The organism is Legionella navarrensis, assembly GCF_052527415.1.
Map to the genome: position 1 here is coordinate 13852 of NZ_JBNVZR010000021.1, position 12513 is coordinate 26364.

Sequence of the window (12513 nt, forward strand, 5' to 3'; positions counted from 1 at the left end):
GTTCTGATGAGCAGAGGAAAGTGGGGTAGAATAAAGCAAGCCAGATTTTTCTATGTACGGGTTTACAGAAAATTATCGTCCTGGCTTGTTTACTCAATTTTGTTAAATATAGTATTGTGTTTTGCAGTGATATACAGTCAGCTGCATAAACCAGTACGCACCTACTACGCGACAGATGGTGTGACGGCGCCCATCATGCTTAATGCCATGGAACGCCCGAATGAATCATCAGAAGCATTATTGCCTCCGGATCCCATGACGGAAACGGATACTAAACTGATACCAGAATAAACGAGGTTAATATGGCTGAAGATGCGCTTGCTGCCGTAATGCTGAGAAACAGATTTTATCGAGATGGACAACGCAAACTGATTGCTGCCCTGCTGACTTCTCTGGCCGTGAACGCCATTATGGCAACCATGTTGTTTTACGACATTACCCATCCGCCCACGCCTAAATATTTTGCCACCAGCATCAACGGGCGAATTACGCCGCTCTTCCCGCTTAACGAGCCAAACCAGTCGGACTCCGCTGTATTGCAATGGGCAAATCAGGCCGCGATTGCCGCCTTCACCTATAACTTTGTTAATTACCGCAGCGAGTTACAGGCCTCCTCCGGATTTTTCACGGCAGATGGCTGGACACAGTTCCTGACGGCATTACAGCAATCCAATAACCTTGACGCCGTTAAAGCCAAAAAACTGATCGTGTCCGCGGTCGCCACTCGTGCACCTATCATTCTGCAAAAAGGGATTTTGAACGGTCAGTATTCCTGGCGCATTCAAATGCCGCTGCTGGTTACCTATCAGTCTGCCAGCGAGTTTTCACAGCAAAATAACGTGGTAACCATGTTGGTTACCCGGGTATCAACACTCAATACACCAAGAGGTATTGGAATTTCACAATTCGTTGTTGGACCAGCAACCTCAGAGGTCAACCAGTAATGAAGAGATTGAAGCCTGATCCCCGGTGGAAAAAATCAGTATCCATCAGTCTGCTTAGCGTACTCAGTGCGTCGCTGTACGCTTCGGCACCGGGTGGTAATCAAACTGACTCAGCTCAGCAGGCCCTGCAGCAGCTGCACATGCTGCAGCAGCGTCTTGCAAAACAGCAGGATCCCGGTGGCGCGGAAAGCACAAAAAACGATAGGCCCAGGCCGCCCGGGCAACCCCTTCTTGCCGCCAGTGTTGCGCAGACAGCGCCAGCGAACCCAGCGCCTGCTGCGGTAGCCAACGATGGCGTACCTGATGCGCCACCTGTGCACGTAAAAACGGATGCTGAGCTGATTGAGGATCAGGCCTTCGCGGGTGTAGCCAAACAGTTATTTCCTCTCACGCCCGAACAGATTATCCGTTTAAAACAGATTTATCATACCTCTGAGTTTGCTCAGGCCGCCACAGCCGGTGTGCCACCCAAACCAACGGCAACCTCTCAGTTTGTTAATTTATCACCGGGTTCCACGCCGCCTGTTATTCGACTTTCACAGGGTTTTGTATCCTCTCTGGTCTTCCTCGACAGCACAGGTGCTCCCTGGCCCATTCACGCCTACGATCTTGGTGATCCGGCCTCTTTCAATATCCAGTGGGATAAAACCGGCAATACGCTGATGATTCAGGCCGTCAAGCTCTACAATTACGGCAATCTGGCTGTCAGGCTGAAGGGTCTGAACACCCCGGTCATGCTTACCCTCATCCCAGGACAAAAAGCCGTAGATTACCGTGTTGATCTGCGTGTACAGGGTTACGGACCCAATGCGGCCGCGGCCCCAACCGAAGAGGGCGTACCACCCAGTGCAAGTGATATTCTGCTCCACGTGCTTGACGGTGTTCCTCCAGCAGGCAGCCAGCGTTTAACCGTCAGTGGCGGGGATGCCCGTGCCTGGCTGCTTAACGATCTGATGTACGTGAGAACGAATCTTACCGTGTTATCTCCGGGCTGGATTGGCAGTATGACCAGCGCGGATGGAACACATGCGTATGAAATGCAAAAATCGCCAGTCTTGCTGGTTTCCTGGCATGGTAAAGTCATGCAGCTCAAGGTAGAAGGGTTATAATCAAATGGCAGGAACAAAAGAGAATCTCAAATCCTTGTTCACCAACACCCGTTCACGAATTATTATTCTGTTTACATTAATGGTTCTGATCGTCGCCGTGGTGGTGGGTTTTGTAAAGTTTCATAAATCCAGCGCACTGACGGCTCTGCCGTCCACCGTGCCCTTTACGCCGGGGATTCAATCTATCCCAGGCGCACTGGATCCTACCGTCCAGTATGTGAAGCTGCAACAGGCGCAAAACGTAACTCAGGCCAGAAAAGCCTTGAACACCGGCGCCAGTGCCATTCCAACGATTGTCCAGTCACAAAAACTGGGGGACGGTGTCAATTCGGTTGGCGCGCAGGGTGGAAGTGGCGGTCTTGGTTTTTCAGCACTGGCACGTGAAGATGACAGCGGTGTACAGCAGACTGCCTGGATTCAGGAACTGCAAAACGGCAGCTGCAGCAAAGCCGCTATTAACGATGTGGTTAATCAGGGTGCTCAGTTATCTGATCTGAAAAGCGCCTGCTCCTGCATACAGTTAAAAGACAGCGGTTATCCTTTGGCACAGCTCGAACCAGTCTGTTCCTGTAAGGAGCTGAAGGCAGCCGGATACAATGCCCGCCAGCTTAAAGAGGCTGGCTATTCCGCCGGGCGTCTTCGTGCCTGTGGTTTTGATGCCTGCGAATTGCGCAATGCCGGGTTTACCGCTCAGGAAATGAAAGACGGTGGTTTCAGTGATGATGAGTTAAAAGGCGCCGGATTTTCGGATGCCGAAATTGCCAAAGCCAGCGGGTTACCGGATAACATCAGCGCCGCCATGGTACGCAGTGCCGGCTGTGATGCCACCCAACTGGCTAAATTGCGCGCCTCTGGCGTCACTGCGTCTGCTATTCGTCGAATCAGTGGCTGCAGTATCCAACAATTAAAAGCGGCTGGATACACGGCCACTGATTTAAAAAACGCCGGGTTTACCGCAGCCGATTTACGCAAGGCCGGTTTCACTGCCGCTCAGCTGAAACAGGCCGGATTCACGGCGCGTGATCTGTTAAATGCCGGTTTTATGCCCAATGAACTGGAAGCTGCTGGTTATTCTCCTTCTGACGTTGCCGCTGCTGAAAATGAACTGCCTCCCGGCGTATCGGCCGACGACATTAAAAAATCTGGCTGTGATGTCGATGCTCTGAAAAACGAGCGCCTGGCAGGAGTCAGTGCAAAGCTGATTCGACAAAACGCAGGATGCAGCGCACAGGCACTGAAAGCAGCTGGTTTTACCAACGAAGATTTAAGTAATGCCGGTTTTACTCCTCAGCAGATCGCGGGCGCCTCAACGGGGACAACGGCTCCCGGGCTTGCAACGGGAGTCGCATCGGATTGTGATCCGGCAAAAATAAGTGCCCGTAAAGCCGCGGGTGAATCTGCCAGCCAGATACACGATGACAGTGGCTGCTCAGCCAGCCAGCTGAAAGCCGGCGGTTTTGATGCCAAGGCACTGAGTGATGCCGGATTTTCCGCCGCGGACATGGCCGCGGCGGGTTTTACACCTGAGCAGATAAAGGCAGGCATGCAGCAGTCTGATGATGCTATCAAGGCGGCGGGCTGTGATCCGGCCAAATTGAAGACGCTGATGGACACAGGTGTGTCGGCGAAACGCATTCATGATCTGAATGGCTGTAATGCGGCACAGTTAAAAGCAGCGGGATTCAGCGCGAAAAATCTCTTAAATGCGGGATTTACGCCTCAGGATCTGGCTGCAGCAGGCTTTAGCCCCGCAGAAATAAAGGCTGCTGAAAGTCAGTCTGACGCGGCGATAAAAGCAGCTGGCTGCGATCCGGCTAAGTTACAGGCGCTGTTACAGGCAGGTGTTTCGGCAGGAAAGATACGCGCGAGCAATGGCTGCACCGCCAGCCAGCTTAAAGCGGCTGGTTTTGATGCCCAGGCACTCCAGGCCGCAGGATTTTCGCCACAGGATCTGGCCGCAGCAGGCTTTACTCCCGACGAGATACGTGGTGCCGGCTCAACCGCGCTGGAGCCGACAGCTGCCAGCATCAAGGCAGCCGGTTGTGATCCGACCAAATTACGGGCTCTGCTCAATGCGGGCGTTTCTGCCACTACCATACGCAACAGCAATGGCTGCAGTGCCGCGCAGTTAAAGGCCGCAGGATTTAATGCAAAATCTCTGGCTGATGCCGGCTATACGCCCCAGCAGCTTCTGGCTGCTGGATTCACGCCGGAGCAAATCAGTGCCGCCGGGAGTGGTCCTGCTGCACTGATAGCAGACGGGCGCAAGGCAGATTGCAGTGTGGCAAGCTTAACGGCGGCTCGTGCCGCAGGCATATCAGCAAGTACCATAAGACAGACACTGGGTTGTGGTGCCGATGCATTAAAGGCTGCCGGATATACGGCCGCTGAATTGAAGGCCGCTGGATTTACGGCAGCTGAATTGAGAGCAGCCGGCTTTAGTGCCAGTGATTTGAAGGCGGCTGGCTTTTCTGCCAAAGAACTTCGTGCCGCCGGGTTTTCTGCACAAGACCTGAAAGATGCAGGTTTTACAGCGGCACAAATGAAAGACGCCGGGTTCAGCGCTGCTGATCTGAAGGCTGCTGGTTATAGCGCCAGTCAGCTCAAGGCAGCTGGCTATACAGCCGATGAGCTAAAAAATGCCGGATTTTCTGCCGGTGATCTGAAAGCAGCAGGATTTTCTGCAGAAGACCTGAAAAAAGCGGGCTTCTCTGCTGCCGAACTGCGCGCTGGTGGGTACAGCGCCAGCAACCTGCAGAGTGCTGGATTTTCTCCGGCTCAGATAGCGGGCGCAGGTTACAGCAAGGCTGAGCTCAATAGCGCTGGCATTGACAGTTCGCAGGTTGCAGGTCTCAGTCCTTTTGGAATCCAGCCGCCGAATCCAACCACGCTGCCCCCTGTTCCCGGTTTTCAGGGCAGCCAGTCAGGCGCGGAAGCGAACAGTGCCAAACAGCTGCAGGCGGTACTGGACAGGCAAAATGCCCAGCTTGCTGATCAGAAATTCCAGCAGAAAATCCAACAGCGATCATCACAAATGCTGGCTGGCGCCAATCAGTCCCTGCAGGTATGGCGAAATGTTTCAACACAGACCTATGTTGCAGGCAGTACGGATGACAGCAAGGCGGGGGCAGCCGCTGCGGCAATAAGCGCCGGTAATCCTGGTGCTGCTGCCAACCCCAATGCAGTTAATCCCGTTAATGCCCCCGAGCAGAAGGCTATCATTAAAACGGGTGATGTCCTGTTCGCGGTGATTGACACCTCAGTTAACAGTGATGAACCCAGCCCCATTCTGGCAACCATTGTATCTGGTCGATTGAAGGGAGCGAAACTGATAGGCAGCTTTAATCTGCCGTCTAACGCCAGCAAAATGATCATCAGTTTTAACACGCTCTCGGTACCCGGTGCGAAAAGTTCCGTATCGATCAGCGCTTTCGCCATTGATGCCAATACCGCAAGAACGGCTTTATCCAGCAACACCAACCATCATTATTTACTCAGGTACGGATCGTTGTTTGCCTCATCGTTTCTTGAGGGATTTGGTAACGCCTTCCAGTCAGCCAATACCACCATCACGATTGGCGGCTCAGGCAGCGGCAACAACACCACGACCATTACGGGCGGCGGGGCAGGTCAGTCCGCTCTCGAAAATGCGGTGATAGGACTTGCAACTGTCGGTAAGGCCTGGGGACAGGTAGCCCAGCAGCAATTTAATACACCCACTACCGTGGAAGTTTATTCCGGTACGGGCATCGGCGTCCTGTTTACACAGGATTTAGCCTCCCTTTAACATGAACCTGGACAGAACATGACAGATAAAATTGAGAATGATGACGAGTACCAGTTTGCCGATTTAGACACCATGGGTGTCGACATGGAAAACGAAGAGTCGGGTTTCGGTTCACCAGAAAAGCCTGGGGTTTCCCTGGGGCAGGAACCCAAAAAAGACATTATTCGCAATGCGCTCATCGTTGTAGCCATTGTTGTTGTATTAATGGTGCTGTATAAGTTTCTCGGCTCTCTGTTTCATAAAGACGTAGAGGCTGTAAAATCAAGACAGCAGACGCCACCGGTTGCCCAGACCGCTCCCATCGTGCCAGACGTTACCCCCTTGCCCCAGGCGCCATCAGCTGATCTCAGTAATGTCACACAAAAACTGTCTGATCTGGAAACCAGTCAGCAAAGTCTGCGTGCCGATCTTAATGGCATGAACAGCCAGCTCAACTCTATTAACGAAAACATCAGCTCATTAAATAGTAAACTGGCTGCCTTAAATCAAAGTCTGTTGACTTTGTCTGGACGAATTGAGCAGCAGTCAGGTGAGTTGTCCAGCCTGATTGCCCGACAAAACAAACCAAAACCCGCACCCGTGGTCAAACGACGTGTGTATGCTCCCCGCGTTCAGTATTCCATTCAGGCAATCATACCCGGAAGAGCTTGGCTTATTGCTCAAAATGGGTCTACACTAACCGTAAGAGAGGGTACCATTATTCCCGGACTTGGTACGGTGAGACTGATTGATCCTAACCAGGGACGTGTCGTGATGAGCACAGGCCAGGTTATACGGTTCAGTCAACAGGATAGCTGAGGATAATATGTCTGCCTGGTACGACCAGATTGCAAATTTTGAGCCGTTGAAAAATATTGCTACCAGCCTGATCCCGGTTCAAAAACTGATATCAGGGGCTGCCTATATTTTAGGGCTTGGTTTTTTCATTAAAGCGGTCCTGGCGTTAAAAGCCCTGGGCGAATCAAGATCCATGATGTCTGGCGGCAGCCATTCCATGAAGGAACCCTTGGTCTATTTTCTGGTAGCAAGCGTGTTGCTTTACTTACCCACGGCTGTTTCAACCGTGCTGATGACCGCATTTGGATCGTCGAATATCTTAGAATATGCCAGCAGCGATTCGAGAAATCCTGCCATACAGACCTTGTTTGGACCGGATAGCACGGTTGGTCATTCTCTGTCGATCGTTATTCAGACAATTGGTCTTGTTGCCTTCGTCCGTGGCTGGATATTAATTGCCCGCTCAGCGTCACAGGGACAGCAGCCAGGCGGAGTAGGCAAGGGGCTGGTTCATATTTTTGGTGGCATCGTTGCCATGAATATTGTGCTTACATTGCAAATTATAGATAATACATTATACGGTCCAGGTTAAGTTAGGAGCATCACGTGAAATTACATCGTTTCAGATCAATAGTTAACAAGAATAAGCTGATGATGTTAGCCCTTTGGGTGAGCTCATTCCCAGTCGCTGCAGGCGGTAATTATACGCTGGGCAACGTTGCCACATCCATTACTAAATCATTTGAGCCTCTGGCCCTGCTGATTACAGGCGGATGCTACGTCGGTGGCCTGGCTTTTATGGTGGGCGCCATTATGAAGTTCAAGCAGCATAAAGACAATCCAACTCAAATCACTATCGGTACGCCCATTGCCTTACTGTTGGTTGGCGCAGGTCTCTTATTTATGCCGTCTGTGATGGGTATGGCCGGACAAACAATATTTGGCAGCAGTGCTAAGACAGCAGGTCCTGGCGGCTCAGCGTTCTCCAGGTAAACTCTGTGTCTCGATCCGGCATGGATGCTGAGTGGTTGAAATGCCATGGATTGAATCCCAATCGGCTTGTTCGCAGCAATTGATAATGTGAGTGAAACAATAAACTATGGCTGATCTGGAACGCAAACAACTGGAACTAACCGCCAGCCCAAGTGCCTGGAGACTCTATTCGGCGAGAAAGGCTGATGAGCGCTTCAAGGCCTTTGAAGCCAAAGTACTGCAACGCGATGCCTATACCTGCCAGTTCTGTGGATTTCAGGCCCGGCTGTTTCAGGATGTTGTTAACCTTGATGGCAACTACACGAACAATCGTCTGTCTAACCTTGCTACCGCCTGCTGTTTCTGTGCTCAGTGTTTTTTCATTGAGTCGGTTGGAGTGGGGGGCTATGGCGGGGGAACACTGATTTATCTGCCTGAATTAACGCAGGCTGAGTTAAACAGCCTGTGCCATGTTTTATTCTGTGCCATTACGAATGACACGGGTTACAAAAGCAGCGCCCAGACCATCTATCGCAGCTTCAAGGCCCGCTCACAGGCTGTTGAGAATAAATTTGGCGAAGGAACCAGTGATCCCGCCATTTTTGGTCAGCTAATCATTGATTCAGGAACCTCACCGGAAGACACAAAAAAACTCTTCACCAACATTAGACTGTTGCCTTCCAGAGCCAGGTTCCGTAAACAAATTGAGCGATGGGCAGCCAGTGCGCTGGAAGAAATCGCTGAAAATAACCAGGGAAGCAGGTAAACAGAATGGGTAAATGGTCGGATTCTTTTTTTGAGGGTGTTGATACGTTTTTTGCCTGGCTCAGCACATCACTGAAGCAGACAACAGAGTCTTACTGCATGCTGGAGACGGCAGACAGCCCGAATGTTCTCGTCTACCACGATGGCTCCCTGCTCTCGGTGCTGAAAATCGAAGGTGTGACCACCATGATGGGGGCCGACGAATTTAAAGTGCTGATTGAGGGCCTGAGCAATGCCTTCCAGGGAGCCATGAGCAGGCCCGGCCATGCTCTTCAGGTTTTGTTTAATCATGACAAACAAAACATAAAAAAAATCATACGCGATATCTATCAGGGTGCGGAAGCAACGGAAAAGCGGCTGGAATTGAAACTCGATGATTTGTTCAACGAGCGCGTAGACTACCTTGCCAGCTACTGTTCCGAAGAGGCTGTGTATTTTGTCCTGTTCACCCGTCCCTTTAATCTGCCCACGGATCAGCTGAAGGCGGCGAACAAAGCCAAACTTAAAATGATTAAGGATCTGAAGGCACCTCCGTTTAAAAATTCTCAGACCGTTTACGCCGCCATTCCTGAATTGCGCGATACCCATGATGCTTATGTGCGCTCGGTTCTTAATGACTTCGAAACCTTGAATATCCAGGCCCATTTATTGACGTCTCATGAGGCGCTGCACGCCATCCGAATGACTGCGGATCCCGACTATACCGGAGACGATTGGCGTGCCAGCCTGCCCGGCGATAAAATTTATCCGCGCGAAGTGAATGACTTTGAAGGCGATGCGTCTGATTTGCTATGGCCTTCTCTGGCGAAGCAGGTCATACCCCGTGATGCGGAGCAGCTTGATCTGCGCACGATTCAGGTTGGCGATAAAATCTACTCCTCTGCTTATATTGATCTGTTTCCTAAGGATATTCGTTCGTTTATGGTGCTTTTTGCCCGTATTCTGCCGGCCCATGTACCCTGGCGCATATCTTTTTTGATTGAAAGCGAGGGTCTTAGCACCATCCGATTCAAAGGGATGATGGCGGCGATTCTAAGCTTTTCCTCCGCTCAGAATCGACTGATCAGCGATTCGGTCAATTTACTGAAATACCTGCAGTTAAACAGCGATGATGCCATTGTTCGTTTACGTGTCGTGGCTACAACCTGGGCACCGGAAGGGCAGTTGCCGGTGTTGCGCCGTCGCAGTTCTGAGCTGGTCAAGGCGCTGCAGGGCTGGGGATCCATGGATGTGTCCGAGATTTGCGGTGATCCTTTCGCCGGCTTTGTGGCTACCATGCTGGCCACGACTGTGGACAGCCCGGCGGTTCCGACCGTTGCTCCCTTATCAAGCGTCATTACCATGCTGCCTATAACAAGGCCTGCATCACCCTGGACATCGGGAGCCTTGTTATTCCGCACCCCAGACGGTAAGCCATGGCCTTTTCAGCCTGGCTCGAGCCAGCAGACTACCTGGATTGATTTGATTTACGCCCGCCCAGGTTCCGGTAAATCGGTACTATCCAATGCTCAGAATCTGGCTTTATGCCTGTCGGCTGGTATCACTCGTCTGCCACGCATAGCCATTATCGATATCGGACCATCCAGCAGCGGCCTTATTTCTCTTCTGAAAGAAGCTCTGCCGGTTTCCATGCGGCATCTGGTAGCCTACCATCGCCTGCGCATGCTGCCTGAATATTCTATTAATCCCTTTGACACGCAATTGGGATGCCGTTATCCCAATGCCTCCGAGCGAGCGTTCCTCGTTAACTTCCTGACCCTCCTGACCACACCTTTAGGTGCGGCTCGAGCCTATGACGGGATGGCTGATTTGGCCGGGATGGTTGTGGACGAGCTGTATAAATCCATGGCCGATGAATACAATCCCACGCCTTATGCACCAGGCGTTGAAGAGTTTATCGACACCATCCTGGAAGAAATTGGCTTCGTCAGAGATTCTAAATCCACCTGGTGGGAAGTGACAGATGCCTTGTTCTCGGCCGGGTTTGCTCATGAAGCCCTGCTTGCCCAGCGTTATGCAATGCCCTTACTGGCAGACTCCGCATCAATATGCCGCACGCCGTCCATTGAAGATTTGTATGAAAAAATTACAACGCCTACTGGCGAATCACTGATTAATTCGTTTTCCCGGATGATATCTGGTGCCGTACGTGAATACCCGATTCTGTCGCGAGTCACCAGTTTTGATATTGGCGATGCGCGTGTTGTGTCGCTTGACCTTGATGAAGTTGCAAAAAGCGGCGGAGATGCGGCGGACAGGCAGACATCGGTGATGTATATGCTGGCGCGTTATGTTTTGGCCCGCCACTATTATTTAACGGAAGAGAGTGTTGTCGGTATTCCTGAGCAGTATAAGGATTATCACCTGGCGCGTATTATGGAAATCAGGGAAGATCCGAAACGTATCGTTTATGACGAGTTTCACCGTACCTCAAAATCAGCGGCCGTGCGTGAACAGGTTATTATTGATATGCGCGAAGGGCGTAAATGGAAGGTTCAGATTTCTCTGCTGTCCCAATCCGTGGAAGACTTTGACTCCATCATGATTGACTTTGCTACGGCTATTTACATTATGGACGCCGGCCCGGCTCAGACCGTTGAAAAAACCTGTCAGATATTCGGTTTGTCCAACACGGCACGAACAGCCCTGCGAACGCGCGTTCATGGACCGCGCCAGGGTGGCTCGACCTTTCTTGTTCAGTATGCCACCAAAAGTGGTATCAACGTACAACTGCTGACCCTGACCCTGGGCCCGATTGAATTATGGGCGTTCAGTACCACGGCAGAAGACGCCGCCGTACGTAATCATCTTTATCGTCATCTTGGACCTGCAGAGGCGAGACGGGTATTGGCAAACTTATATCCTGGCGGATCCGTAGCCAAGGTGATTGAAGATCGCCTCGCTACGATGAGGGCCCAGGAGGGCTTAATTGAGGAGGATGACAAGCGCAGCGCTATTGAGCAACTGGTTAATGAAATTCTTAGCGCCTATTCGAAAGATCCTAATGTCAAGGTGCTGCCTTCGGCTATGGAGTAAAACAGATTTTGACAGCGGGTTTTGTGTCAGGACAGTGGATTGCCTGCCTGTCCGACGTGCGCAGTGATTCGTGCGCGTGCCGTCTGTGCTGATAAAGGCCACTCGTGTTCCTGGCGAAAGGTGATAGAGCATTGTACTTGAACAAAAAATTATAGATAATGTCTTGTACAGATACGGAATAATAACAAGGAGAGAGTAGTGAAAGTATCATGGCTCAAATCGATATCGAATAAAATATCACTTATCGCCATTAGTTTCATGTTCACTGCTGAGAACCTGTTTGCTGCCGGCACAGGTTCACTCGGAGATTCTGCTAACCTGATTAGAGGCTCTTTCCTGCCAATGTCCAAGCTGATAACCGGTGGATGCTATGTGGGTGGTCTGGCCTTTATGGTGGGGGCCATCATGAAGTTCAAGCAGCATAAGGATAATCCAACCCAGGTGACGATTGGTACACCAATCGCACTGTTACTGGTGGGTGCCGGTTTACTGTTTATGCCGTCTGTCATGGGTATGGCTGGAGAGACTATCTTCGGTGGAGGCACTACGGCTGGACCAAGTGGTTCAATTTACTCTTGATGATCGGGCCTGCCTTGTTCAGGGCTGGCCAGTTTTCGAACATCGTCATCTAATTAATTAAGTATAAGGAAAATACCATGTTAAACAGTTTAAAACGAAAGCTCAGAATCAAGCAGGCATTGCTGACCACAGGCCTTTCGGCAGCATCCGGCATGGCTTCAGCGGATGTGTCACTCGGTTCAGCGGCATCCCTCATCAGCCAATCGATGGAGCCGCTGGCTCTTTTGATTACAGGGGGCTGCTATGTGGGTGGTCTGGCCTTTATGGTGGGCGCCATCATGAAGTTCAAGCAGCATAAGGATAATCCAACCCAAGTTACTATTGGAACACCAATTGCCCTGTTGCTGGTGGGTGCTGCGCTGCTGTTTATGCCATCTGTCATGGGCATGGCGGGTCAAACTATTTTTGGCGGCGGTACAACTGCAGGACCAGGCGGATCAGCATTCACCAGAGGCTAAGATTCAGCCTGCCTTTGGCAGAGTATATTTTTTCCATTGCTCGTTCTTCCCGGTTCGGATTACTGACCGGGAGAAACGGGCAATAT

The 12513-nt window shown here is 51.2% G+C and carries 11 protein-coding genes; all 11 read left to right on the forward strand.

The features are described from left to right. Positions 1-6: 6 nt before the first annotated feature. Complete coding sequence (gene icmM, locus ACQUTA_RS11285) at positions 7-291, forward strand: type IVB secretion system protein IcmM/DotJ (protein ID WP_444988355.1); 285 nt, start codon at positions 7-9, stop codon at positions 289-291. Between the two features lie 11 nt (positions 292-302). Continuing rightward, positions 303-944, forward strand: a complete 642-nt coding sequence (locus tag ACQUTA_RS11290; protein ID WP_444988356.1) for a type IVB secretion system apparatus protein IcmL/DotI — start codon at positions 303-305, stop codon at positions 942-944. Further along, complete coding sequence (locus ACQUTA_RS11295) at positions 944-2053, forward strand: DotH/IcmK family type IV secretion protein (RefSeq protein ID WP_444988357.1); 1110 nt, start codon at positions 944-946, stop codon at positions 2051-2053. Before ACQUTA_RS11290 ends, ACQUTA_RS11295 begins: the two co-directional genes overlap by 1 nt. Positions 2054-2057: 4 nt before the next feature. After that, complete coding sequence (gene dotG, locus ACQUTA_RS11300) at positions 2058-5840, forward strand: type IVB secretion system protein DotG/IcmE (protein WP_444988358.1); 3783 nt, start codon at positions 2058-2060, stop codon at positions 5838-5840. Positions 5841-5858: 18 nt separating this feature from the next. Continuing rightward, complete coding sequence (icmG, locus tag ACQUTA_RS11305; RefSeq protein WP_444988359.1) at positions 5859-6638, forward strand: type IVB secretion system protein IcmG/DotF; 780 nt, start codon at positions 5859-5861, stop codon at positions 6636-6638. Between the two features lie 7 nt (positions 6639-6645). Next, a complete protein-coding gene (locus tag ACQUTA_RS11310; RefSeq protein ID WP_444988360.1) occupies positions 6646-7209 on the forward strand; it encodes a type IV secretion protein IcmC in 564 nt (187 codons plus the stop codon). 59 nt (positions 7210-7268) lie between these two features. Continuing rightward, positions 7269-7610 (forward strand): type IV secretion protein IcmD, encoded by a 342-nt coding sequence (locus tag ACQUTA_RS11315; RefSeq protein ID WP_444988361.1) that lies wholly within the window; start codon positions 7269-7271, stop codon positions 7608-7610. Between the two features lie 106 nt (positions 7611-7716). Beyond that, positions 7717-8355 (forward strand): type IVB secretion system protein IcmJDotN, encoded by a 639-nt coding sequence (gene icmJ, locus ACQUTA_RS11320; protein ID WP_444988362.1) that lies wholly within the window; start codon positions 7717-7719, stop codon positions 8353-8355. Positions 8356-8360: 5 nt separating this feature from the next. Next, on the forward strand, positions 8361-11390 hold the full coding sequence (locus tag ACQUTA_RS11325; RefSeq protein WP_444988363.1) for a putative type IV secretion/conjugal transfer ATPase: 3030 nt from the start codon (positions 8361-8363) through the stop codon (positions 11388-11390). A 258-nt stretch (positions 11391-11648) separates the two neighbouring features. Next, positions 11649-11969, forward strand: a complete 321-nt coding sequence (locus ACQUTA_RS11330; protein WP_444988381.1) for a type IV secretion protein IcmD — start codon at positions 11649-11651, stop codon at positions 11967-11969. A 77-nt stretch (positions 11970-12046) separates the two neighbouring features. Further along, positions 12047-12427 (forward strand): type IV secretion protein IcmD, encoded by a 381-nt coding sequence (locus ACQUTA_RS11335; RefSeq protein WP_444988364.1) that lies wholly within the window; start codon positions 12047-12049, stop codon positions 12425-12427. Positions 12428-12513 lie beyond the last annotated feature (86 nt).